This is a genomic window from Streptomyces sp. NPDC030820, assembly GCF_055572075.1.
In genome coordinates this window covers 251,046-273,929 of sequence record NZ_JBVIEB010000012.1, presented here as the reverse complement: position 1 = coordinate 273,929, position 22,884 = coordinate 251,046, and the positions used below count along the sequence as shown (strand labels likewise).

The 22,884-nt window shown below is 71.2% G+C and carries 21 protein-coding genes and 1 pseudogene; 12 read left to right on the top strand and 10 right to left on the bottom strand.

Translation table 11 applies throughout. The features are described 5' to 3' along the window. Positions 1-40: 40 nt before the first annotated feature. Both ACZ418_RS31065 and ACZ418_RS31060 read left to right on the top strand, forming a co-directional pair. A pseudogene (locus ACZ418_RS31065) lies at positions 41-274 on the top strand (4Fe-4S dicluster domain-containing protein); the annotation flags it as partial. A 43-nt stretch (positions 275-317) separates the two neighbouring features. Further along, positions 318-1,196 (top strand): universal stress protein, encoded by an 879-nt coding sequence (locus ACZ418_RS31060; protein WP_468369538.1) that lies wholly within the window; start codon positions 318-320, stop codon positions 1,194-1,196. A gap of 20 nt (positions 1,197-1,216) precedes the next feature. Here the strand turns inward: ACZ418_RS31060 and ACZ418_RS31055 are convergent, their stop codons facing one another. Continuing rightward, on the bottom strand, positions 1,217-2,593 hold the full coding sequence (locus tag ACZ418_RS31055; RefSeq protein ID WP_468369535.1) for a nicotinate phosphoribosyltransferase: 1,377 nt from the start codon (positions 2,591-2,593) through the stop codon (positions 1,217-1,219). A 301-nt stretch (positions 2,594-2,894) separates the two neighbouring features. Between ACZ418_RS31055 and ACZ418_RS31050 the strand changes: the two genes are divergently transcribed. From ACZ418_RS31050 to ACZ418_RS31035, 4 genes are all read left to right on the top strand, one after another. After that, positions 2,895-3,779: a CBS domain-containing protein gene (locus tag ACZ418_RS31050; protein WP_468369532.1), complete on the top strand. Its 885-nt coding sequence runs from the start codon at positions 2,895-2,897 to the stop codon at positions 3,777-3,779. A 194-nt stretch (positions 3,780-3,973) separates the two neighbouring features. Further along, positions 3,974-4,879 carry a universal stress protein gene (locus tag ACZ418_RS31045; protein WP_468369530.1) on the top strand — a complete coding sequence of 302 codons (906 nt, stop codon included), beginning with the start codon at positions 3,974-3,976 and terminating at the stop codon, positions 4,877-4,879. Between the two features lie 24 nt (positions 4,880-4,903). Continuing rightward, positions 4,904-5,812 (top strand): universal stress protein, encoded by a 909-nt coding sequence (locus ACZ418_RS31040; protein ID WP_468369527.1) that lies wholly within the window; start codon positions 4,904-4,906, stop codon positions 5,810-5,812. Between the two features lie 123 nt (positions 5,813-5,935). Beyond that, positions 5,936-6,814 (top strand): NAD(P)H-binding protein, encoded by an 879-nt coding sequence (locus ACZ418_RS31035; RefSeq protein ID WP_468369524.1) that lies wholly within the window; start codon positions 5,936-5,938, stop codon positions 6,812-6,814. Positions 6,815-6,961: 147 nt separating this feature from the next. Here the strand turns inward: ACZ418_RS31035 and ACZ418_RS31030 are convergent, their stop codons facing one another. Both ACZ418_RS31030 and ACZ418_RS31025 read right to left on the bottom strand, forming a co-directional pair. Beyond that, complete coding sequence (locus ACZ418_RS31030; RefSeq protein ID WP_468369521.1) at positions 6,962-7,420, bottom strand: cyclic nucleotide-binding domain-containing protein; 459 nt, start codon at positions 7,418-7,420, stop codon at positions 6,962-6,964. 427 nt (positions 7,421-7,847) lie between these two features. Further along, positions 7,848-8,363 (bottom strand): DUF2231 domain-containing protein, encoded by a 516-nt coding sequence (locus ACZ418_RS31025; RefSeq protein ID WP_468369519.1) that lies wholly within the window; start codon positions 8,361-8,363, stop codon positions 7,848-7,850. A 353-nt stretch (positions 8,364-8,716) separates the two neighbouring features. Between ACZ418_RS31025 and ACZ418_RS31020 the strand changes: the two genes are divergently transcribed. The 3 genes from ACZ418_RS31020 to ACZ418_RS31010 all read left to right on the top strand — a co-directional run bounded on the left by ACZ418_RS31020 (position 8,717) and on the right by ACZ418_RS31010 (position 11,724). After that, complete coding sequence (locus ACZ418_RS31020) at positions 8,717-9,442, top strand: AraC-like ligand-binding domain-containing protein (protein WP_468369516.1); 726 nt, start codon at positions 8,717-8,719, stop codon at positions 9,440-9,442. Between the two features lie 157 nt (positions 9,443-9,599). Continuing rightward, a complete protein-coding gene (locus tag ACZ418_RS31015; RefSeq protein ID WP_468369513.1) occupies positions 9,600-10,451 on the top strand; it encodes an NmrA/HSCARG family protein in 852 nt (283 codons plus the stop codon). Positions 10,452-10,752: 301 nt separating this feature from the next. Further along, entirely contained in the window at positions 10,753-11,724 is a 972-nt protein-coding gene (locus ACZ418_RS31010) for an alpha/beta hydrolase (protein WP_468369511.1), read from the top strand. A 238-nt stretch (positions 11,725-11,962) separates the two neighbouring features. Here the strand turns inward: ACZ418_RS31010 and ACZ418_RS31005 are convergent, their stop codons facing one another. The 5 genes from ACZ418_RS31005 to ACZ418_RS30985 all read right to left on the bottom strand — a co-directional run bounded on the left by ACZ418_RS31005 (position 11,963) and on the right by ACZ418_RS30985 (position 17,272). After that, the gene (locus ACZ418_RS31005) at positions 11,963-13,147 is read right to left on the bottom strand and encodes a cytochrome P450 (RefSeq protein WP_468369508.1); all 1,185 of its coding nucleotides are present in this window, start codon (positions 13,145-13,147) and stop codon (positions 11,963-11,965) included. A 41-nt stretch (positions 13,148-13,188) separates the two neighbouring features. After that, positions 13,189-14,544: an NAD(P)/FAD-dependent oxidoreductase gene (locus ACZ418_RS31000; protein WP_468369506.1), complete on the bottom strand. Its 1,356-nt coding sequence runs from the start codon at positions 14,542-14,544 to the stop codon at positions 13,189-13,191. Further along, positions 14,534-14,743 carry a ferredoxin gene (locus ACZ418_RS30995; RefSeq protein WP_468369646.1) on the bottom strand — a complete coding sequence of 70 codons (210 nt, stop codon included), beginning with the start codon at positions 14,741-14,743 and terminating at the stop codon, positions 14,534-14,536. The genes ACZ418_RS31000 and ACZ418_RS30995 overlap by 11 nt, the downstream gene beginning before the upstream one ends. A 640-nt stretch (positions 14,744-15,383) precedes the next feature. Further along, positions 15,384-15,773: a cold-shock protein gene (locus ACZ418_RS30990; RefSeq protein WP_468369503.1), complete on the bottom strand. Its 390-nt coding sequence runs from the start codon at positions 15,771-15,773 to the stop codon at positions 15,384-15,386. Positions 15,774-16,057: 284 nt separating this feature from the next. Then, complete coding sequence (locus tag ACZ418_RS30985; protein ID WP_468369501.1) at positions 16,058-17,272, bottom strand: PucR family transcriptional regulator; 1,215 nt, start codon at positions 17,270-17,272, stop codon at positions 16,058-16,060. A 151-nt stretch (positions 17,273-17,423) separates the two neighbouring features. Here ACZ418_RS30985 and ACZ418_RS30980 point away from each other — a divergent pair, with 151 nt between their 5' ends. Beyond that, positions 17,424-19,763, top strand: coding sequence for a molybdopterin cofactor-binding domain-containing protein (locus ACZ418_RS30980; RefSeq protein ID WP_468369498.1), 2,340 nt, complete (start codon positions 17,424-17,426; stop codon positions 19,761-19,763). A gap of 9 nt (positions 19,764-19,772) precedes the next feature. Continuing rightward, positions 19,773-20,249 carry a (2Fe-2S)-binding protein gene (locus tag ACZ418_RS30975; RefSeq protein WP_468369495.1) on the top strand — a complete coding sequence of 159 codons (477 nt, stop codon included), beginning with the start codon at positions 19,773-19,775 and terminating at the stop codon, positions 20,247-20,249. Positions 20,250-20,297: 48 nt separating this feature from the next. Here the strand turns inward: ACZ418_RS30975 and ACZ418_RS30970 are convergent, their stop codons facing one another. Both ACZ418_RS30970 and ACZ418_RS30965 read right to left on the bottom strand, forming a co-directional pair. After that, positions 20,298-20,948 (bottom strand): TetR/AcrR family transcriptional regulator, encoded by a 651-nt coding sequence (locus ACZ418_RS30970; protein ID WP_468369492.1) that lies wholly within the window; start codon positions 20,946-20,948, stop codon positions 20,298-20,300. An 83-nt stretch (positions 20,949-21,031) separates the two neighbouring features. Continuing rightward, positions 21,032-21,982 carry an alpha/beta fold hydrolase gene (locus ACZ418_RS30965; RefSeq protein WP_468369490.1) on the bottom strand — a complete coding sequence of 317 codons (951 nt, stop codon included), beginning with the start codon at positions 21,980-21,982 and terminating at the stop codon, positions 21,032-21,034. A gap of 196 nt (positions 21,983-22,178) precedes the next feature. Between ACZ418_RS30965 and ACZ418_RS30960 the strand changes: the two genes are divergently transcribed. Beyond that, a complete protein-coding gene (locus tag ACZ418_RS30960) occupies positions 22,179-22,856 on the top strand; it encodes an HAD family hydrolase (RefSeq protein WP_468369488.1) in 678 nt (225 codons plus the stop codon). Positions 22,857-22,884 lie beyond the last annotated feature (28 nt).

The following is a 22,884-nucleotide window of genomic DNA, read 5'->3' as shown; positions in this document are numbered from 1 at the left end:
TGTGAACGCCTCCCGGCCGCCCGCATCCGACGGGCTCGTCATGGGCAAGGACGGCATGGCCGCGCTCGTGGACGTGCTGAGCGGGCGAGGATTCACCGTGATCGGACCCACCGCGCGGGACGGCGCCATCGTGCTGGCGGAGCTGCGGTCGGCCGAAGAGTTGCCGTACGGATGGGGCGTGGAGGTGGAAGCAGGGTACCGGCTGCGGGAGCGGTCGGACGGCGCGGCCTTCGCGAACGCGGCGGGCCCCCAGTCGTGGAAGTCCTTTCACCCTCATGTGCTGTCCGCCAGGCGGCTCATGAAAGGCGGTGAGGACAATGACACTCCTCCCTCTGGTGGTGGGCGTCGACGGATCGGACTCGTGTCTGCTGGCGGTCGACTGGGCCGTGGACGAGGCTGCCCGCCACGGTCTGCCGCTCAGGCTGGTGTACGCCTCCCTCTGGGAGCGTTATGAGGCCGGCCTTCCAACCGTGGGCCCGGGGCGTCCCTCCGAACGGGCCCCGGCCGAGCACATCGTGGCCTCGGCGGCCCGTCGCGCCGCACGGCGCAACCCGGACGTGAAGGTCACCACCGACATCGTTCCGGAAGACGCGGCGGCCGCTCTCGTACACGCGGGCGACGAGGCCTTCGCGCTGGTGACGGGGTCGCGCGGCCGGGGTCAACTCAAGGGACTGCTTCTCGGGTCGGTCTCTCTGGCCGTCTCCGCCCGGGCGCACTGCCCCGTGGTCGTGGTCCGGGGCGATCGGGCGGGCCTGGCGGGCACGCACGAGCGGATCCTGCTCGGCCTCGGTGAAGCAGACACGAGCCATGAGGCGGTGCGGTTCGCCTTCCGGGAGGCCGAGGTGCGCGGCTGTGTGCTGGATGTGGTGCATGCCTGGCGAAGGCCCGCCTACGACAGGAGCGGCGGCCGGGTACCGGTCGCAGGACCGGCGGACACATACGAAGAGCGCGCCTCGGCCGTCGTCGACGCTCGGCTCAAAGCCGCGATCGACGAGTATCCGCACGTCCGGACGCGCCCTGCGGCGCTTGAGGGACCGGCCGGCAAGATCCTCGTGGACCGGTCGGCGGCCGCAGACCTCGTGATCGTCGGGGCACGGCGCAGAACCGGTCACTTCGGATTCCAGCTCGGTTCCGTCAGCCATGCACTCCTGCACCACGCCGAGTGCCCGGTCGCGATCGTGCCCGAACGGCACTGAGCTCGGCCTGGCCCGGCCGGTCACCGTGTGCGCGCGGAGAGCGCCGAGCGAGCAGCTCCCCGGTGAGGCTCCGGGCACAACCGGGCTTCGAGGGCGGCGCGCACGGAGGCGGTCAGCTGTTCAAGAGCCTTTGACCGGACCGGCGGGACCGGTTCGGGGTTCTCGATCCGGAGTGCCGATCCGGGGAGAGCGGCGACGTCCTCGCGGAATCGCCGGCGCGCGTCCTGCCAGCGGCCCGGCACTCCGGTCCGTCGCCCACCCCGCATGACCGTGCGCAGCAACGGCCGCGCGGAGTTCGGGGGTTCCTCCACGGCCAGGGCTATGACGTCCGGCCGTCCGGGCCGGCGGAAGACCTGCTTGCGGCCGGGGGCCGTGACTTTCGCCGAGGACAGCTTCATCACGGGACGGCGGTCGTACTCGACGAGCTTGTACGCGGCGTCCAGGTACGGGGCGTCCGCAGCCACGCCCACCCGCGTGCCCACCGCGTAGACGTCGATCGGGGCGCCGGCGCGTACCAGCCGCTCCACCCCGTACTCGTCGAGTCCGCCGCTGGCAACGATGTGTACGTCGGTCAGCCCGGCGGCGTCCAGAAGTCCGCGCGCCTGCCGCGAGAGGGCGTCGAGATCGCCACTGTCCAGGCGGATGGCGCAGCCGGGGCCGCGCCCGAGATCGGTCAGGACCCGGGCGGCGATACGCACGCCCTGCTCCGTGTCGTAGGTGTCGACGAGGAGGGTGATCGGACCGGGGTGGCAGTGCGCGAAGGCGCGGAACGCCTCCTCCTCATTGGGGAAGGCCTCGATGTAGGAGTGCGCCATGGTGCCCGAGGCGGGGATGCCCAGGGAGGTGGCGGCGGCGACGTTGCTGGTGCCTGCGAAGCCCACCATGGCGCCCAGCCGGGCCGCCTGGAGTCCCGCCCCCGGGCCATGCGTGCGGCGCAGTGAGAAGTCCACGACCGGCCTTCCGGCAGCGGCGAGGACACAGCGCGCCGCCTTGGAGGCCACCACTGTCTGGTGGCAGAGCTGGTTCAGCAGGTACGTCTCGACGAGCTGGGCTTCGGGAAGCGGTGCGGTCACCTCCAGCAGCGGTTCACCGGCGAACACCACTCGGCCCTCCGGAATCGCCCGCACTTCACCCTCGAAGGAGAGACCGAGGAGCGGTTCGAGGTCCCGGACGGGGCGGTGCAGGGCGTCAGCGAACCCTTCGACGTCCTCCCGCTCCACGCGGTACCCGGCAAGGAAGTCCAGGGCGGCCTCCAGGCCCGCCGCGACCAGGAAGCCCCGGCCGGGCGGAAGGTCACGGACGAAGAGGCTGAAGGTGGCCGGTGCCCACATGTCCTCCCGCAGGTAGGACATGGCCATGGTCACTTCGTAGAGGTCGGTGGTGGTGGCCTCGGACATGGTGATCGCCGCCGGCGTCGTGGGTTTCCTGCATCCCAGTCTGACCGCGACCGCGCAGGACGAAAGGGACCTCAGGACCCCGTGCAGGTGCTGTTCGGCCCATCGGCTGGCTCGGAATGCCACGCGCTGGACCGGATGTGTTCGGCCGCCTCCGACATCAGTTCCACCGTGTGCAGTTCCCGTTCCGCCCCGCGCCGGATAGGGCCGTCACGCCGTTTCACCAGGGCCGTTCGGCTCTTGGCAGGGGATTGGGGGCGGAAGACTGTGACGGTAGGCAACTCGACGGAGTGAGGAGGCCGCCGTGAACGCGCACGAGAACTTCTCAGCGGAGGCCCAAGCCCGGCGCAATGTGCCGTCCCGTTCGTGGAGCCCTGGCGAGACGGCACCGCAGGACCTGCTGGTCCGCTATCTGGGTGCCGTGGCCACGGCCGCAGCCGAGCACGTCGGCACCGGGAAGCCGGCTCCGTCCGGTTCGGCCGGCCCGACGACCCGCACCGCTCCGCCGGCCGCCTCGCCGAAGCGGCAGTCGGTCCTCCCGCCGGGACAGGGACCGCCCGTGGTGCGGGACGTGATGGACGTGCCTGCCGCCTCGCTCCGCGACGACCTGCCGTTCCGTGACATCGCCCGCCGACTGGCCGGCGAGCGGGTGGGGGCGCTCCCGGTCGTGGATGCCGAGGACCACGTGGTCGGCGTCGTCTCGGAGTCCGATCTGCTGGCGAAGGTCGCTTTCGAGGCCTCCGGTCATCGCTTCGGTCACATCGGCAGGCTGCGCGAGCGCCGTCTGCACGGCAAGGCCCGTGGCGAAACGGCTGCCGACCTGATGACGTGTCCGGCGATCACGGTGCTGCCCGGTGCGACCGTTGCCGAGGCTGCGTGGCTCGCCGCGCTCTCCCGGCTGAAGCGGATGCCTGTCACCGATCATGAGGGCCGCCTGGTGGGCGTCGTGCGCCGTGACGCGCTGCTTCAGGCGCTCATCAGGGATGACGCCGGTATCCGGACGGAGGTCGAGGCCAAGATCGAAGCTTGCTGCCCGCCGGCCGACCGGGACGCCGTGGAGGTGGCCGTGCACGACGGCGTCGTGGAGCTGAGCGGGCGGGTGTCACGGGTCACGGCGGCCCGACTGGTGGCGGAGATCGAGCAGATCACCGATGTGGTCGAGGTCAAGAACCTGCTCACGGCCGCCTGAGCATCGGGGTCGCCGCGGAGTTCCTCCTTGGGCAGCGGGTCGGCCTCGGAGAGACTCCTCGACCCTTGGCGGGCCTGTCCGGCTTCGCACTGCAGAGGGTCGGTCGGCCTCCGATGGGGCCGGGTGGCCCCTGAGCCCGTCGGCGGCACGGCGTCACGCTGGGGTCGGAACCTTTACGCCGGGAGGCGGAGACCATGTCCCGAACCATCACCGTAGGTCTCGACGACTCGCCCGAAAGCCGGGCCGCAGCCGAGTGGGCGGCGCGCGAAGCGCTGCTGCGTGCCCTGCCGCTGAAGATCGTGCATGTCCAGGAGCCGACACCCGGGTACGTGGCCCGGACCCCGCTGCTGGACCTCGGGCGTTACCAGCACTGGGCCGAGCAGCTGACACACGAGGCCGCGGAAGGGATCGGGCTGCGCCACCCGGGCATCGAGGTGATCACCGAGCAGCTCACGGGGACCGTGGCCGACGTCCTGTGCGAGGCGGCGGGGTTCGCCGAACTGCTGGTGCTGGGCTCTCGGGGCCTCGGCGGGCTCAGCGGGTTCATGGTCGGCTCGGTCAGTCTGGGAGTGGTGGCCCGAGCCGAGCGTCCGGTGGTGCTGGTGCGCGCGGGGGAGCAGGCCGCAGACGAGCACAGGATGGACCCGGCGGGCGTGCCGTCCGCTGCGGCGCCCTTCCGGCCCGTCGTGCTCGGCCTCGACCTCGAGCAGCCGGACGACACGCTTCTGGAGTTCGCCTTCGACGCCGCCGCACGCCGGAAAGCTGCCCTGCGTGCCGTCCACGCCTGGCCCGAGCCGCCGACCTCCTTCTACCGCTTCTCCGGCGACGCCGAACTCTACGACTCGCTCGAGCGCGGTCAGGCCACCCTCCTGAGCAAGGTGCTGCGTCCCTGGCGGCAGAAGTTCCCGGACATCGAGGTGTTCGAGGCGAGCCGGTGCGGAAGCGCCCCGCAGGTCCTCCTCGACGAGTCCCGGGACGCTTCCCTGGTGGTCGTCGGCCGTCGGATCCGCACCAGCTCGTTCGGTGCCCACATCGGCCATGTCACGCACTCCGCCCTGCACCACGTCGCCGCCCCCGTCGCGGTCGTCGCGCACAGCTGACCGGCCGCCCGAGGAGAGGAAGCCATGAGTGCAACGGACGCACATGCCTGCGGCGAGCCCCTGGACCTCCCGGTGATCGTCGGCGTCGACGGCTCCGAGCCGAGCCTGCGGGCCGTGGACTGGGCCGCCGACGAGGCGGCCCTGCGCAGGGCGTCCCTCCGGCTGGTGTACGCCTCGCTCTGGGAGCGCTACGAGGGCGCTGCCCTGGCCTCCGACCTCGGTGAGCCGTCCGAGGATGTGGTGGCCGAGGACATCATCGGGGCTGCCGAGCGGCGTGCTCGCCATCGGCAGCCCAGCGTCAAGGTCACCACCGACGTCCTGCCCGAGGAACCGGAGGTCGGCCTGATACGCGAGAGCCGCACGGCTCTCGCGATGGTGCTGGGCTGCCGAGGCCGCAGCGGTGTGACCGAGGCGCTCCTCGGCTCGGTCGGCGTCGCCGTGGCAGGGCACGCACACTGTCCGGTGATCGTGCTGCGCGGAAGCCACGACAATCAGGCACGCCCGAGCGCACGCGGCCGCATCGCCCTGGGGGTGGGTGAGCAGCCGGCACGCTCGGCCGCCGTACGGTTCGCGGTCGAGGAGGCCATGCTGCGCGGCGTCCCGCTGGAGGCCGTACGTGCCTGGCGACGGCCCCTGAACGAGCCGCGTCCGCATCCCCTGATCGTCAGCGAGCCCGCGCACCTGCAGGAGCGGCAGGCTGTGGAGTGGGTGGCGGAGGCGCTGCGGCAGGCCCCGACCGGCTTGCAGGTGCAGCGGCGTACGGTCGAGGGCTACGCACGCGACGCCCTGCTGGCGGTGTCCCGTGAGGCCGACCTGCTCGTCGTCGGTGCCCGGCGACGCCAGGGCCGTTTCGGACTCCAACTGGGCCGTGTCGCCCACGGCGTGCTCCACCACGCGGCATGCCCGGTGGCGGTCGTACCTGAGCCCGCCTGAGCCCCGCCCGGGCCGCGGCCGGCGCACACGCGCACGTCCGCAGCGCGGCAAGGCGACAAAAGGTGTCTGGATTGGCTTCTAGCGTCGTGCTGGACACCGCCGAAAGGACAAGGACACCGAGCCATGCGTATCGCAGTCACGACACCCACCGGGAACGTCGGACGGCACGTCGTCGCCATGCTCCTGCGCGCAGGAGTCCGTCCACGGGTACTGGTCCGCGATCCCGGCAGGCTCGATCCCGACGTCCGCCGCGAGGTCGATGCGGTGACAGTGGACCAGCGTGACCCGGACGCCGTCGTCGCCGCGACCACCGGGGTCGACGCCCTGTTCTGGGTGGATCCCCCGACGACCGGTGAGGATCCGCTGGGAGACTACGCGCTGGCCACGGCGAGCGTGGTGCGTGCCGTCGAGTCGAACGGTATCGAGCGGACGGTCTTCCAGAGCAGCGTCGGCGCCGAAAAGCGCCATGGAGCCGGCGAGATCGACGGCCTCGCGGGGACCGAGCTCGCCCTCGACACCCTCGGCGCCACGGTCACGCACCTGCGCTGCGGCTACTTCTTCACCAATCTGGAGCTCCAGCTCGATGCCGTACGGGCCGGCGTCATCCCCGTGATCCTGCCCCTGGACCAGCCTCTTGCCTGGGTCTCGCCGCGCGACATCGCGGAGGTCGCCGCGACACGGCTGCTATCCACCGACTGGTCCGGACGCTGTGTCCAGGCCGTGCACGGCCCGGCCGACCTCACCTGGCCGCAGGCCACCGAGATCGTGTCGGCCGCCATCGGTCGCCCGTTGCGCGCGGAGCGCGTCAGCGACGACGCGATGCGGAACCTGCTGCGCGCATCCGGGATGACCGACGGCCTGGTCGAAGCGGTCATCGGGATGTCGACCGGGCTACGGGACGGCTTCGTCCCGGAACAGCCCCGAACCCCGCGCACCACCACACCCACCACTCTGGCGGCGTGGGCCTACGACGTCCTCCGCCGCCAGGTGCCGTCCCGGTAGGGTCAGGTCAGCTCGACCGTGACACAAGGTGGTTGCCGGCCGTATCGTCTCCCCGCCGCCGAGCGGCACGGAGGCGACGCTGCAGGCGGTTGGCGGAACCTGAGCGGGGGCAGGGGCTGACCTTCGAGTACGCTCAGCGGCGGGCGGTCACGCCAGGCCTCCGCTCCCGTACGGGGCGTAGAGGTCGAGCAGCCGGACGCGCGAGGCATGCAGCCGCTGCGCGACCACACGTCCCACCCAGACGGCTACGGCCCGGCCGAACTCGGCGTCGCCGGCGCACATGGTCCGTACCGCCTCGGCGTCGAACTCCCACGCCCGTACCGGGCTCAACGCCTCGGCACCGAGGTGCCAGATGCACGGAGGGAAGTGCCAGGACCAGCCGACCAGTTCACCGTGTCCCAGCGTCTCGATGACGGCGGAACGGCGGCCGGGAACGTGCAGGTCGAGGGCGATGGTGCCGGTGCGTACGATCCAGAACCGGTCGGCCCGGTGCCCCTCCTCGAACAGGCGGGTGCCGGCGTCGAAGGAGACCTCACGGGCGAGGCGCATCAGCCGTTCTCGGTGCACGGGCTCAAGAGCCGTGGTCATGGTGGTGGCGGAGGTCATCGCACGCGCTCCCTTCATGGGCTGTTGATCCCAGCGTGCGCGCCCTTTCGCCCCCGCGCCACGGGCCGCCCGGACCGGGCCGGGGGCGCTTCGGCCCATGCTCCGGATCCGCTGCCTCCGCAGGGGGCGTCCGGCGGAGGGCCCGGCAGCGCATGCGGGCGCGGACCCGGCCACGGTACGACCGGAGGGGAAGGGCCACCCGCTTCCCGCGGATCCGGATTGCGCGGTGCGCGGCTGCCGACCGCTCCGCCGCGTCTGCAACAGGTCCCCCCGGGGGCAACACGAGGACGGACCGCATGGCGGCGCGACCATGAGGCGGACGCCGACCGATGGGCCGCCTCCAGCCGGACCAGGGGGAGCATCCGGGCCGACCGGAGACAGGGCCTCTCGGCGGAGGAGCGGACCGGCTGAGCGGGCGTGCGCCCGATCAAGAGCCGTGCTCTGACCCTGTCGCCGTCTTGGAGTAGCCGTCGTGCCAGGCGGCCTTCGCTCCGGAGTCACCGATCCGGTAGACGTCCACGACCGCTCCCACCGCGACGGCCAGCGAGAGGACGCCGACGACGACCCGCACAGGCAGGGCCGACGACCAGCGCCTGCCGCTGCCCTGTCCGGGCTCCGCTGAGGCGCGCCGCCCCGCCCACCACACGACCGCCGCCAGCACGAACAGACCCAGGGCCCACGGCAGCAGTCCGTCACCCAGCTCGGTGTGCCGGCGTACCAGGGCGTCGTCGTCCACGTGCCGCTCCAGCCATTCGCCGGCCTGCGTGGTCAACGGCACGCTGACCAGGGCCACGAAGGCGAGCATCGGGAGCACGACGCCCAGCCGCCGGGCGGCGCGCGGCCAGAGCGCGGCCGTCACCAGGGCCAGCGCGGTGAGGGGTATCAGCACGACGACCACATGGACGAAGAGGACATGGGCGGGCAGACCGTTGATCAGAGTCATCCAGGGGCTCCTGAGGGGATGTGGGCGCGCCAGCGTGGCACAGCAACCTCTCAGTTACCTCTCAGCGATCAAGGTGTGTCCGGCCGATCGGTAGGCGCAGCCGGCGCAGCAACTGCGCCAGGCAGATCGTGGCTCAGATGGCTGGAGATCGCCGTCGCGATGGCGGACGCGCCGGTCCAGGCGTCCTACTTCGGCCGCCTCGACGCGGTCTCGGAGGCCGCCGGCGGAGGCGGTTGCTGCACGATGGAACATGCGAATGGCCGGAGTCGAGGTATTCCAGCACAGAGCGGGGCAGGACGCTGTAGCCGGCGTCGGCGTTGATCGCGGACAGGACCGCGTACAGGTTGGGTACGGTGACGGCGGCGCGGGCGGCTGGGCAGGCGGCGGCAGCGCCGGCGAACGAGCGTGTGGAGAGCGGCCGCCCGTGGGCGGGCGGGCTGACCGCCGAGCGCCTGGGCGCACTCCAGATCGCCACCGAGGAGTTCGGCCCGGGAACGATCCTGCGCAGCGCCCGATCGGTGGCCGCCGACCCCGGCACCCACATCCTGGTGCGGCTGCAACTGGACGGCACCGCACTGCTGTTGCAGGACAGCCGCACCGCCGAACTCCGGTCCGGCCGGCTGGCGTTCCATGACGCGCGGCGCCCGTACCGGATCGTGCTGCCCCAGCGGCAGCGGGCCCGGGTCCTCATGCTGCCCCGCGCCCTGCTCCGGTTGGAGGAGGGGCAGTTGTCCGCCCTCACGGCAACCGTGGTGCACGACACCGGGGAGGGAGCGGCGGCCCTGCTGCTGCCGCTGCTGCGCGGCCTCGTCGACGAGGCCGTCCGCGCGGACGTGACCCGACGCGACGACCTCGCCCGCATCGCGGCCGAGATCCTCGCCACCTTGGCCCTGGAGCAGGCCGGCAGGCGGACCGCGCCGGCGCTGTGGGAGCGGATCACCGCGTCCGTCCAGGTCCGGCTGCCGGACCCCGGACTCACCCCCCAGGACATCGCCGACCAGCACGGCGTCTCGCTGCGCTATCTGCATCGGCTCTTCCAGCTCCTGGGCACCACCGTCAACGCCTGGGTGCGTACCTGACGGCTGGAGGCGGCGCGCGACCTGTGCGTGCACGGGATCGAGTCCTCCAGCGCCCGTCTCGGGCGAGTCTGCGTCATGCGCAGCAGTTCGTGACGGATGGTTGCCGTCGGGGCCGACGTCGGATCCGATGCCCCGCTGCAGGGAAAGGAGTTCATCCATGGTGCAGCAGCCGATCCTGGTGCTTGCCGCGACGGGCGGGCAGGGTGGTGCCGTGACCGACGCGCTGCTGGCCCGCGGTGCCCGGATCAGGGCGCTGGTCCGCGACCCCGGCCGCAGCGCCGCGCGGCAACTGGCCGACCGGGGTGTCGAGGTGGTGGCGGGTTCCCTGAGCGATCCCCGGTCCCTCGCCGCGGCCATGAAGGGGGTGGCCGGTGTCTTCGCGTTCACCACACCCTTCGAGGCCGGTGTCGAGGCGGAGGTGGACCAGGGGCGGGCGATCCTCGCCGCCGCGGCGCGGGAGCGCGTTCCGCATCTCGTGTTCAGCTCGGTCGCCGGGGCCGACCAGAACAGCGGGGTACCGCACTTCGAGAGCAAGGCTCGCATCGAGGCGGAACTGACCGCGGGTGAAGTGCCGTACACGATTCTGGGGCCCACGTACTTCTTCGACAACGCACTCGGCGGAGCGGAACGCATCCTCGACGGTGTTCTCGATCTGCCGCTGCCGCCCGATCGGCCGTTGCAGCAGCTCGCCCGCCCCGATCTCGGCGCGTTCGCGGCGCAAGTGCTGCTCAACCCCGAACCGTACGTCGCAGAGCGCATCGAACTGGCCGGCGACGCTCCCACGCCCACGCAGATGGCGGCCGCGCTGAGCGCCGCGCTGGGACGGGAGGTCCGGCATGAGCGCGTACCGCTGACGGCCATCGGCAATCCGGACATGCATGCGATGTGGACGTTTCTGAACGGTCCCGGCTATCGCGTCGACATCCCCGCGCTCCACGCCGCCCACCCGGAGATCCACTGGACCGGCTTCGCCGACTGGGCGCAGCGTACCTGGGCGGCCGCCCGTTGATCCTGCCGTCCGCCTCTGGTCGGCTTGCCGGGCACCGCGCACGAGCACGCCCGTCCGAGCCCTGCCGCACCAGATCTCACGCGTTCACGCGATATGGCGAACACCCCCGACTGACGGTGACTTCCGGGGCGGGCCGGTACGTCATTCGTACGCTGTGGGGACATCAGACGTGCGCTTGCGGACAACTACCGCGCACGCTGGCGATCTACGTGCGGAACAGCGGCGCCGGAGTGCCCGGCACGACGATCCGGAGCAGTGCCCGGAAACGCCCGCCGTACCCGACGAACACCAGGAGACACGCATGTCTGACGCCTTTGTGCCGGTCGAGCCGGTGCTGGAACCCGCCGCAGCCGAGTTCGCCGCGGCGACCGCCAACCCGCCCTACCTCTTCGACCTGCCCCCGGCGGAGGGCCGTAAGGCGGTCGACGAGGTCCAGTCCGGCGAGCTCGACAAGCCCGTGATCGACGAGGAGTGGATCACCGTCTCCGGCGGTCCCACAGGCACCGTCCGGGCCCGGATCGTCCGCCCCGCGGACGCCGCGGGCACCCTGCCGGTGATCCTCTACATCCACGGCGCGGGCTGGGTCTTCGGCAACGCCCACACCCACGACCGCCTGGTGCGCGAACTCGCCGTCGGCGCGAACGCCGCGGTCGTGTTCCCCGAGTACGACCTGTCTCCCGAGGCCCGCTATCCGGTCGCGATCGAGCAGAACTGGACCGTGGCGAAGTGGGTCGTGGACCAGGGTGCGTCGAAGGGTCTGGACGGCACGCGGCTGGCCGTGGCGGGAGACTCGGTCGGCGGCAACATGACGGCCGCGCTGACGCTGATGGCCAAGGAGCGCGGTGGCGTCCCACTGGCGCAGCAGGTGCTGTTCTACCCGGTGACGGACGCCAACTTCGACACGCCGTCCTACCACCAGTTCGCCACCGGCTACTTCCTGCGCCGTGACGGCATGCAGTGGTTCTGGAACCAGTACACGACCGACGAGGCCGAGCGGGCACAGATCACCGCCTCCCCGCTGCGCGCCACCGTCGAACAGCTGCAGGGTCTGCCGCCGGCCCTCGTCATCACCGGCGAGGCCGACGTGCTGCGCGACGAGGGCGAGGCCTATGCCAACAAGCTCCGCGAGGCCGGCGTACCGGTCACCGCGGTGCGCTTCCAGGGCATCATCCACGACTTCGTCAAGCTCAACGCCCTGCGCGGCACCCATGCCGCGGAAGCCGCCATCACCATGGCCGCCCACACCCTTCACGCGGCCCTGCACACGGCCTGAGTCCGCGGAGCCGGCGCAGCCGCGACCATGCCCACGGTCGTGTCGTCCGCGGCGCGTGCGCCGACGCGAACGGCTGGTCCGTGGCCTGCCCCCTCGGTTGGTCGCGGTCGCGGTCGCTGCCGCAGACGTTCCGGCCCTTGCACGCACTGGCCGGGACGCTGGGCGGATGCCTGCGGTTGCGCCCAGTACTGGAACCCCGAGCTGTTCACTCGCTGGAGCCGCTCGCAGGCATCCCTCCTCACAGTTGTATGGGCAGGTGGCGGGGCCCGCGGAGCATGGCGTTCCGGCGGTAGGGAGGCGGGTCCTCCACCAGGCCTGCGGTGCCGAGGTAGGGGAGCAGCCCGCGGAGCGCGGCCTGGGCCTCGAGGCGGGCGAGGGGTGCGCCGTAGCAGAGGTGGATGCCGCTGCCGAAGCCGAAGTGCTGGATGTCCGGGCGGGTGGGGTCGAACCGGTCGGGCTCGTGGAAGCGCATGGGGTCGCGGTTGCCCGAGCCGAGGACCAGGATGACGGACGCGCCTTGGCCGATGCGGGTGCCGGCGACGTCGATGTCGGTGTGCGGGATGCGCTCGCGCATGTGGACCGGGGGTTCGTAGCGCAGCAGCTCCTCGACCGCTTGCGGCAGCAGGCCGGGTTCACGGCGCAGGTGGTCCAGGTGCTCCGGCTGGCGCAGCAAGGTGAGCACGCCGTTGGTGATGAGGTTCACCGTGGTCTCGTGTCCGGCGATGAGGAGCAGTACGGCGGTCTCGGCGAGTTCCTCCTGCGTGAGCCGCAGGGCCGGGTCCGGCTCGTTGACGAAGGCGGAGAGCATGTCGTCGGCCGGCTGGCCGCGGCGCTGTTCGGCGAGGTTCACCAGGTACCCGCCCATTTCGAGGCGAGCCTGGTCCCCCGCCTTGTCGGTGTCGGCGGTGTCCTCGTCGGGCCTGACGTCCGCGGCTGCGACGATCGCGTCGGACCAGGCCCGGAACAGCGGCTCGTCCTCGCGTGGCACACCGAGCAGCCGGCAGATCACCGTGACGGGCAGCGGATAGGCGAAGTCGTCGACGATGTCGATCCGCCGGCCGGCCTCGAAGGGCTCCAGCAGGTCCTTGGTGATCCGGTCGATCTCGCCGCGCATGCCGTCGACCCGGGCGGGGCTGTGCGGCGGGCCGAACGGCCGCATGGCCAGCCTGCGCAGCCTGTGGTGTTCGGGGTCGTCGAGCCGCAGGAACGGCGGCTTGTGGGTCACCTCGCCGCGGGTGCGGGGATCGGCACTCATCCGTGGGTCGTGGAGCAGAGCGGCGATCTCGTGGTAGGTGCCGACAAGGTAGCTGCCGCTCGCCTGGGGCACCACGGGACCGGCCTCGCGGAGTTCTGCGTACAGCGGGTAGGGATTGGGGCGGCTGGCGTAGTCGGTGATGCGTGCCAGCAGGGTCTCGGAGTCCATGGTGGCTCCTCGGGTGGGGCAGGAGGTGGACGGCCGGTGTGTCACACCACCGTCAGCCGGCGATCGGGGAGGTGTCCGGTGAGCGCGACGGTCGGGCCGTGGGACAGCACGGACGGGTCCGGCACATCGGAGGGAATCGGGACATCGGCCGCGATCGCACGGTCCGCCGCGCCCGGCGGGGGCGGGAACGCAGCAGCCGTCTCGATCAAGTGCCGGTAGTAGTCGAGGACCTTCGCCATGTCGACGGTGACCGCGGCCGTCACCCGTCCCTGGTAGCCGTAGACCATGGCCAGACGTCGCGCCTCCAAAGAGCCCTGGGCGATGACCACGTGGTCGGAGTAGGTGGGCACGCCCACCGACTTGATGTTGAGCCCGAACTGGGTCGACCAGAACACCGGGACGGCCAGGTGCGGGCGCCGCAGGGGCCCCGGGCTGACCATGTTGTGGGCCGCCACCTCGGCCTGCTCGACCGCGTTCCCCCAGTGCTCCAGGGACAGCATCTGGTAGCCGAACAGCGGGTGGGGGAAGCGGGAGACGTCACCGGCCACGAAGACGTCATCGGTGACGATCCCGTACATGTTGAACGCGCGGCATCCGGCGTCGCAGGCGACCCCGCGCGGGCCCGCCGCCAGCCCGGACTCCGCCAGCCACTCGACGTTGCGGATCGCCCCGAGCGCCACGACGCACACATCGGCATCGACGCGGCTGCCGTCCGACAGCTCCGCACCGGTGAAGCTCCCGTTCCCACGCAGGGCGGTGACCGTCACACCGGTGCGCAGATCCACGCCGTGGTTGCGGTGCATGACGGCCGCGAGCTTCGACAGCGTGCCGCCGAGCGCACCCACCAGGGGTGCGGGACCGCGTTCGGCGACGGTGACGGCCAGCCCGAGTTCCCGGCAGGCCGAGGCGATCTCCGAACCGGTGAAACCGGCGCCGATCACCAGCACCCGCTCCGGCCCGGCGGCCAGCCGCTCGGACAGCCCGCCCGCGTCCTCACGGGTGCGCAGGGTGAACACCCCGTCCAGGGCGGCCTCCTCCGGGTTGGGCCAGGGACGCGCACGGGTTCCGGTGGCGATCAGCAGCCTGTCGTACGGCAGTGACTCGCCGTCTTCCAGCACCACTCGTCTCGCCAGCGGGTCCACACCGGTGGCGGGTACGCCAAGGCGCCACTCGGCGTCCGGATCCCGGCGCATAGGCAGCTCGGTGGTCTCCGCAGTCGCCTGCCCGAGCAGCACCTGCTTGGACAGTGGGGGCCGGTCGTAGGGCGCATGGGGCTCGTCCCCGACCACGGTCAGCGAGCCGATGAAGCCCTCCTCGCGCAGCGCCTCCGCGGCCCGCAGCCCGGCCAGCGACGCACCGACGATGACGATCCGGCCGTCCTTGAGATCAGCGGGCACCAGTGCTCACCTCCTCGCCGAGGAGGATCGCCTGCACCGGACATGCCGCGGCGGCCTGGCGCACGCGGTCGATCTGATCGTCGGGCACGGCCGTGGCGTACAGCAGCCCCTCCTCGCCGTGCAGCTCGAACACCTCGGGCGCGAGGAACACGCACTGTGCGTAGCCCTGGCACCGTGTGAGGTCGACAACGGTCCGCATCTTCACCACTTCCTCCGTTGTCACACCCCCCTCATCTCCAGCATGGGGCGACATCCGCACGCTCGCACGACGACTGCTCGAGGGGCGCGGCCGGGCAGTCGTCGACCCCGGGACGCGGTGAAGATCGAAGGAGTTCCGCGCCTCTGTGGCTGATCTCCTCGGCGGGCGGGCCGAGTTGGTCGGTGACGCGAGCATCCTCGCCGAGGGCCAGGCGGATTTCGTCACGGAGTGACCGAACACATGGGCTATGTCGGTTCCAGACAACTCGCACTTTCAACCACCGCTTGCGGCGCGGCCCGCGACAGCAACGTCGCCCAGGTGCTCGCCGCGTCCGACGCCTGCTTCAGCCTGCCGGCGGCGGTCCAGGGGATCGCCCCGGGCGCCGCCGACTTCCGGCTGACCCGGGCCCTCGGGCCCAGGGGCGCCCGGCAGGTGATCCTGGGTAGGTGCCGTATCCGGGCCGCCGAACCGGAGGGACGGCGGGCGCGCGGCGGCTGCGCGGCTCCGCCGTCCTGGCCAACCGGCGGATGCCGCATCTGGCGGAGGAATCCTCGGCGGTGCGCAAGGCCGTCGAACTCGCGTCCTCCAGGTACACCGTCACACCACGGCGGGTCAGAGCGACCGCGACCGCCTGTACCACTCAGCCCTCGATCCAGCCGTGGTTCTTCGCGAACTGTGCCAGGGCGCCACGGACCTGCAGGATCTCCTCACCGGTGAGGGAGGGGGCCGAGGCCAGCAGAGTCTCGGTGACCTCGCGGGTGAACTCCTCCGCGGTGAGCAGATCACACAGTGAGTCGCCGTTCGGGTCGACCGGCCTCGCCTCGGCTCCCCGCGCGAGCCGGACGGCGGACGCCTTCGGCCCGCGTTCGCCGTTCTCCACCTCGAATTCCACCGCCACGCCGGGGCGGACGTACGCCTCGGCGATCAGCATGTCGTTCACATGCAGAAACACGTCTTCTCCGCCGTCGTCCGGCGTGATGAACCCATACCCACGCGAACTGTCGAAACGCACCACACGACCGGCAACCATGCCAACCCCCAACAACTCCGGGCCCCTTGCCCAGGAGAGACGGCTCAGATCGTAGTTGGCACGCCGGTTTCAAGCGACTCCGGTCGGTGACCGGCCTCCGCTGAGCCTCGGTTGAGCACGACACGCCAGTGTGCCGGTCTCCTGCTCCAGCCGCCGCAGCGGCTCCACCCGGCGCCCGGAGACCACCACGTGGTGCCCCTGCTCGCGCAGCAACCGGGCGGTGGCCTCGCCGATGCCGGCGCCGGCGCCGGTGTCGCCATCGGCGCTGCCGGGGATCTCCGGGCTCAGTCCAGCGTGCCGTGCCCGTCGTACGAGCCGGGCCGCCCGCTCAGACGTACGGCCTCGAGGGCGATGTACAGCTCGGCGGAGGACTCCGCGTCGGTGGTGCGGCGGCCGGTCAGTTCGGCGATGCGGTTGAGGCGGTACAGGACCGTGTTCCGGTGACAGTGCAGCCGGCCGGCCGCCGCCGTCGTCGATCCGCCGCCGGCGAACCAGGCGTGCAGGGTCGCCAGCAGGGTGGCCTGTTCCTGCGGGGGCAGGGCGAGAAGGGGGCCGAGGACCGCCCGGGCGACCTCCTGCGCCATGTCGGGGGAGGCGGCCGCCAGGAGCGACACCGGCGCGCTGCCGTACAGATGGGTGCCGCCCGCTCCCTGGGGCAGGCACTGTACGGCCAGTTGGGCCTGCCGCCAGGCGGTCGGGGCGTTCACGGGCGAGGTGAAGGCGCGGCTGACCCCGACCCGGGACAGCGCGATGTCGGACAGCTGGTCGACCGCAAGCGCGATGGCCTGCTCGTGGGGCAGGGACAGCAGGCCCACCCAGGCCCCTATCGGCTGGATCCACTCGGAGCCGATGCCGGCGGCACGCAGGCGGCTTCGCACGCTGGGCAGGGGCTCCACCCCCTCGTGGACCTCGGCGCAGACCACCAGAAAGGGGCCCTGCCGGTCGAGGTCCAGCACCCGTGCGATCTCCCATGCGCTCGCCCCGGTGCCGGCCCTGCCGTCGAGCAGGGTGGTGAGCATCATGCTCCGGGCCGTGGTGTCGCGCCGCGACTGTTCCTCGACGGTGGCCCGATAGGCGTCGGCGGCCGCACTGGAGTAGTCGTCGATGGCCGCCCAGATGTCGGAGGCCATGTGCAGCAGCTGGACGGTGCTCTCCTCGTCCACGGCGGTCGCGAGCAGCCGGTCCCAGATGAAGCGGCCGGCCAGCCGGTAGGCGTGCAGGAGGGCGGCCAGCGGGATGCCCTGCACGGCCTTCAGACGCCCTGCGGCGCGGGGCGCCTCAAGCGTCGTGGGCCGCCCCTGCAGTGCCGCGAACATCGTGGTGAGGTTGTCGCGCACCACGGCGCGCAACTGTTCCCGGGCGAGCAGAGTGCTCTCGGCGTACGCGTGCTCGTCTCCGAGGATCTCGTCGGTGAGGTCCTCGGCGAGCCGGTCCACCTTGGTCAGCAGACGGCCGACCAGTTCGACGACCCGGTCGGCGGCCCTCGGCTGCGTCGCCACGGGCGCAGTGTAGTCCGGCGGAACTGTGCGCCGGCACAGTCCTACGACGCCTTTTCCCGTCCCCCGCCTATGGCCGAAACCGGTGGCGAGCGGTGGAATCACCGGCGGCGTGCCTCATTGTGCTCGCGCGGATCGGGCATGTGCACAAATCATGGCGGATCGAAGGAGATCGCATGGACAGCTCGGGTCACATACCCGGAAGGCCGGGATCGGGCGGCGGAGATTCCTCGGGTATGTGCTGGCCGCCTCGACGCTGACCGTGGCCGCCGAAGTCGGTGAGGCGGTGTTCGCGCCGGACGAGGCGGCGGCCGTCGTCCCCTCCGTGCCGGGTCCGGCGGAGATCTACGACCTCAACGACATGCTCACCGATGCCGCACTGCCGACGGCGAACCTGATCACGATCCGCGTCGACAGCGACGGCACGGCCACCTTCGCGCTGCCCCGGGCGGAGGTCGGGCAGGGCATCACGACGTCCAGCGCCATGCTGATCGCCGAGGAACTGGACCTGCCGCTGGAGCGGATCCGGGTCACGCTCGCGGACGCGCGGCCGGAACTGCTGTTCAACCAGCTCACCGGTGGTTCCAACACCACGATCTCGACCTTCACACCGATCCGGGTGGCGGCCGCGGTGGCCCGGGGCCGGCTGCTCAGGGCGGCGGCCCTGGAACTCGGGGAGGCCCTGGACACCCTGACCACCAAGGCCGGGGTCATCACCTCGTCGGCAAGCGGCCGCAGTCTCACCTATGGCGAACTCGCCGAGAAAGCGGCGTCAGTGACGTCCGGTCAGGTGTCCGTCACGCTCAAGGAGGCCGCGGAGTTCGAGGTCATCGGCACCGCGCAGGGGCGTATCGACGCGCGGGAAGCGGTGACCGGGCGCAAGACGTTCGCCATGGACCTGCACATCCCCGATGCCCTGCCGACGATGGTCTGCCGACCGCCGACGATCAACGGCACCGTGCGCTCGGTGGAGAATCTCGCCGAGGTGCGGGCGATGCCCGGCGTCACGGACGTCGTGGCCGTCTCCACCGGCGTCGCCGTCCGCGGCCGTACGTTCGGTCAGTGCATCGACGCCGTGCGCGCGCTGAAGGTCACCTGGGGCGCCGGAACGGCCGACGGAAAGAGCGACGACACCGTCCGCGACGAACTCCGTGAGGCCGAACTCCCGCTTCCGGCGCTGGACCCGCTGACCAAGTCGGTCGACGCCAGGTTCACCTTCCACTTCGCGAGCAACAGCGCGTTGGAGACCAACTGCGCCATCGCCGACGTACGAGACGACTCGGCCGAGATCTGGGGGAGCCTGAAGTCCCCGATCGTCGCCCAGGAGCAGATCGCGTCGAAGCTGGGGCTACCGGTCTCCGCCGTGAAGGTCCATGTCACCGAGGGCGGCGGCTCCTTCGGACGCAAGCTCTTCCACGACGCCGCCGCCGAGGCCGCCGAGATCTCCCGGGCGATGGCCAAGCCGGTCAAGCTGATGTGGCACCGCACCGACGACTTCCGGCAGGGCCGTACCCACCCGATGGCCACCTCGCGGGTGCGGGCCACCTATGCCCTCGGCCAGGTGCTCACCTACGACCAGCGGCACACCTCCGTCGCCACCGACTTCGGCCACGGGGTCGGCGAGATCATCACCGCGCAGGCCGCGCGGCTGCCCGTCGGCGACCTCACCTTCTCCGAGACCGTCTTCGCGCTCAGCCAGCAGACGCCGTACGACTTCGGCGTCGTCACCCAGATGCTCGGCGAGACGGACAAGGGCTTCAACACCGGCTCGATGCGCAACATTTACTCGCCCAATGTGCGCTGTGCGCAGGAGCTGGTCGTGGACGAGCTGGCCGCGCGGATGGGCAAGGACCCCTACCGGTTCCGCCGGGAGTTCCTCAAGGACGAGCGGGCGCGGGCCGTGCTCGACAAGGTGGCCGACGTCGGGAACTGGGGCCGGAGCATGCCCGACGGGACGGCGCAGGGCATCGCGCTCCATCCCGAATACCATGCGTACGTCGCCGTCCTCGCCGAGATCGACTGCCGGCCGGAGACCACCGGCCGCACGGTCCGCGACGCCTGCACCGGCCCCCGCGTCACCAAGGTCGTGTGCGCCGTCGACGTGGGTCTGGCCGTCAACCCTCGGGGCCTTGAGGCACAGATGACGGGCGGCATCATGGACGGCATCGCGATCACCCTCAGCTCCGGCCTCCATCTGGACAACGGCCACTTCCTTGAAGGGAGTTGGGACAACTACTTCTACACCCGGCAGTGGAACACGCCGCCCGAGCTGGAGATCGTCGTCATGCCGCCGACCACCGGGCAGCCCGGCGGTGCGGGCGAGCTGGCCGTGGCGGGTGCGGCCGCCGCCGTGGCCTGCGCCTACGGCCGGGCCACCTGCACCATGCCGACCAGTTTCCCGGTCAACCACGCCGGACCGCTCGGTTTCGAGCCGCTGCCCACCACACCGCCCATCCCCGCGTCCCCCACCGACGGCCTCGACCGCGCCTTCTAGGAGACCCCTGTGCCCGAACACACCTTCATCCTCAACGGCAAGCGGGTGACCGTCGACATCGAGGACGACGTCCGGCTGCTGTGGGTGCTCAGAGACGTCCTCGGTGTCACCGGGCCGAAGTACGGCTGCGGTCTCGGCGTCTGCCAGGCCTGCACCAGCCACGTCAACGGCAAGGCGTTCAACCCGTGTTCGGTGCCGGTGCAGGACATCGGCGCCGCTGACGAGATCACCACCATCGAGGGCCTGCCCGGCACCGTCGGCCGTGATCTGCATCCGATGCAGGAGGCCTGGCTGGAGTACGACGTCGCGCAGTGCGGCTACTGTCAGCCCGGTCAGATCATGACCGCCGTCGCCAAGGTCCGCCAGGCCCGCGAGGAGGGCCGGGACATCACCGAGGCCGATCTCGACGAGATCCGCAACGTCTGCCGGTGCGGCACCTACCACCGCATCCGCGAGGCGATCCAGGCCGGCGCGAAGAAGTACTGAGGCACCGTGCTGGACCTCGCCGAGCAGCCGGCGCCCCCGGCGACGGTCCTAGTCACGGCCGGCGGGCTTCAGCTGGAGCGCGTTCTCCCAGATCTTGTCGAGCGTGGTCACCAGCCGTTCGAAGGGGATCCGCTGACCGAGCACGAACACGCTGTAGGCCATGCGGCTCACCATGCCGGACAGCGCGTGGGCTGTCACCAGCGGATCGAGCGTGGGGTCGGCCTCGCCGCTGTCCTGCAGGGCGCGGATCATCTTGGCGTTGCGTCGCGCGAAGGCGTTGCCGCGTTCGATGCGCAGCGCCCGGAAGTTGTCGTCGATGTGGGCCACCTGCTCGAAGAGGGCCATCAGGCGTGCGTTCTTCTTGTACGAGCGCAGATAGTCACGGTTGGCCGCGTCGATGAGCTGCCGGGTGTCGGTGATGCCGGTGCGCTCGCGCAGGTGCGGGTGGAGCATCTCCTCCTGCACGATGTCCACGAGCGCGCGGAAGACATCCTCCTTGTCGTTGAAGTACGTGTAGAACGAGCCGGAGGCGACATGGGCGGCCGCGGTGATGTCGGTGATCCGGGCGTCGAGATAGCCGTCGCGTTCGAAGACCTCGCGCGCCGCGGCGATGAGCGCGTTGCGCGTGCGCTCGCCCCGTCGGCTGCGCGGGGCGAGCGGTTGCCGGGAGCCGTCATGAGCCGGGGCCTGGGAAGCCAATGCAGTCCATTCGCCGTCGTTCGCACACATACAGGTGGCAGCCGATGATAGTCGCCGCCGGGCGGATCGGCCGGGCAGCCGTTTCACTGCCCCGAGTCGAGGGATCCCAGGAAGCGGAGCAGCGCCGCGTTGACCTCCTCGGGGCGCTCCTGCTGGACCCAGTGGCCGGCGCCTTCCAGGACGACGTGCTCGCGCAGATCGGTGAGGATCCTCCCCAGGTTGTCCGCCGGCATGAACCGGGCGACGGGATCCCTGGAGCCGGTGAGGAAGAAGGACGGCTGTGTGATGGGGCGACCCTCCAGTTCGCGGGTCAGCGCCCAGTTCCGGTCCATGTTGCGGTAGTAGTTGAGGCCGCCCGTGAAACCGGTCTCCTCGAACGTCCTGACGTAATGGGCCAGCTCTTCCTCGCCGAGCCACGGCGGGGGCGCGAGTTCCGCCTCGTCGCGGGAGGCCCACTCGGCGGAGTAGACCTCCCGTGCGACGAGTGTCCTGCGGACGTTCCGCGCCAGCGCACGGTCCGCGACTTCGGGCTCCTGGAACCACACCATGTAGAAGTCGTCGCCCAGCCGCGAACGAAGAACAGGCAGCGGCGGGACGGGGGAGCGCGGCGTGGCGGGAACGCTCATGCCGGCCACGGCGCGTACCCGTCCGGGGTGCAGCCAGGCCATGTGCCACACGACGTTCGCTCCCCAGTCGTGTCCCACGAAGACGGCGTCCTCGGCGCCCACGTCGTCCAGCAGACCCGCGAGGTCGGCGCACAGGCTCACCACGTCGTAGGCCTCGATGTCCTGAGGCCGTGAGCTTCCTCCGTAACCACGCATGTCCGGTGCGAGGACCCGGTATCCGGCCTCGGCGAGGGCGAAGACCTGATGCCGCCAGGAGAAGGCGAGTTCGGGGAAGCCGTGGCACAGCACCACCGGCGGCGTTCCGGGCCTGTGCTCGCCGTACTCGAAGACGCGCAGCGTGATGCCGTTCGTCGCGACATCACGCGACTCGAGGCGCTCCCAGTCCGCGAGTGAAGCCTTCGTCGTCATGTGCCACCACACCGCCAATCGGCTGATCCCGCCGAGCGAAGAAGCCCTGTTCGGCAGGGTGTTGTAAGTATTGAACTTGACGTTGGATTCAACTATACAGGGGCTCCGGCCCCGCGCACCGACGCGACGAGGAGGTCACGCAGATGACTCGAACCACCCCGCGGCAAGCCGAGGAGACGGTCGAGGTGAGTTCGTCGTGAGTACGGATCTCTTCGGCCAGGGCGCGGACACGTCGCCCGGGACCCGCAGTGCCGTCCTGTTCGACTTCGGCGGGGTGCTCACCACCAGCGTGCTCGCGGCCTTCGAGCAGCTGGGCTCCGCCCTGGGCTGCGACCCACGGCTGCCGCTGCGCCTGTTGGCCACGGACCGGGCGAGCGGCGCCCTGCTCGTGGCGCACGAGGAAGGCCGGATCGGCGAGCTGCAGTTCGAACAGGGCTTCGCCGAGCGGCTCCGTGCCCACGGAGTGGCGATCGACCCCGCCGAGCCGGGCATCGTACGCCGGGTGCAGAGCGCGATGGAGCCCGACCGCGCCATGATCGACCTGGTCGCGCAGGTGCGGGAGGCCGGATACCGCGTCGGGCTGCTGTCCAACTCGCTCGGCGACGACTGCTACGCCGGCTTCGACCTGCCGGGCATGTTCGACGCCGTCACCGTCTCGGCAGAGGTGGGCGTCCGCAAACCCTCGCGCCGGGCCTACGAGATCGCCTGCGAACGGCTGGGCGTCCGCCCGCGGGACGCGGTGATGGTGGACGACCTGGAGCAGAACATCACCGCGGCTGAGCGCGCGGGTCTCGCCGGGATCGTGCACACGGACGCCTCCGCGACGGCCGTGGCGCTGAAGTCCGTACTGCACCCGCCCGCGCGGACGCCGTGACCTTCCTTCGTTCCCCAACCACGAACCC

Bases quoted from the DNA above. Each gene is read 5' to 3' on its own strand.
- ACZ418_RS30965 (WP_468369490.1), bottom strand. From the start codon at position 21,982: ATGACGACGAAGGCTTCACTCGCGGACTGGGAGCGCCTCGAGTCGCGT.
- ACZ418_RS31055 (WP_468369535.1), bottom strand. From the start codon at position 2,593: ATGTCCGAGGCCACCACCACCGACCTCTACGAAGTGACCATGGCCATG.
- ACZ418_RS31035 (WP_468369524.1), top strand. From the start codon at position 5,936: ATGCGTATCGCAGTCACGACACCCACCGGGAACGTCGGACGGCACGTC.
- ACZ418_RS31025 (WP_468369519.1), bottom strand. From the start codon at position 8,363: ATGACTCTGATCAACGGTCTGCCCGCCCATGTCCTCTTCGTCCATGTG.
- ACZ418_RS31060 (WP_468369538.1), top strand. From the start codon at position 318: ATGACACTCCTCCCTCTGGTGGTGGGCGTCGACGGATCGGACTCGTGT.
- ACZ418_RS31030 (WP_468369521.1), bottom strand. From the start codon at position 7,420: ATGACCTCCGCCACCACCATGACCACGGCTCTTGAGCCCGTGCACCGA.
- ACZ418_RS30990 (WP_468369503.1), bottom strand. From the start codon at position 15,773: ATGGTTGCCGGTCGTGTGGTGCGTTTCGACAGTTCGCGTGGGTATGGG.
- ACZ418_RS31045 (WP_468369530.1), top strand. From the start codon at position 3,974: ATGTCCCGAACCATCACCGTAGGTCTCGACGACTCGCCCGAAAGCCGG.
- ACZ418_RS31005 (WP_468369508.1), bottom strand. From the start codon at position 13,147: ATGGACTCCGAGACCCTGCTGGCACGCATCACCGACTACGCCAGCCGC.
- ACZ418_RS31040 (WP_468369527.1), top strand. From the start codon at position 4,904: ATGAGTGCAACGGACGCACATGCCTGCGGCGAGCCCCTGGACCTCCCG.
- ACZ418_RS31015 (WP_468369513.1), top strand. From the start codon at position 9,600: ATGGTGCAGCAGCCGATCCTGGTGCTTGCCGCGACGGGCGGGCAGGGT.
- ACZ418_RS31010 (WP_468369511.1), top strand. From the start codon at position 10,753: ATGTCTGACGCCTTTGTGCCGGTCGAGCCGGTGCTGGAACCCGCCGCA.
- ACZ418_RS30980 (WP_468369498.1), top strand. From the start codon at position 17,424: ATGGCGGATCGAAGGAGATCGCATGGACAGCTCGGGTCACATACCCGG.
- ACZ418_RS30995 (WP_468369646.1), bottom strand. From the start codon at position 14,743: ATGCGGACCGTTGTCGACCTCACACGGTGCCAGGGCTACGCACAGTGC.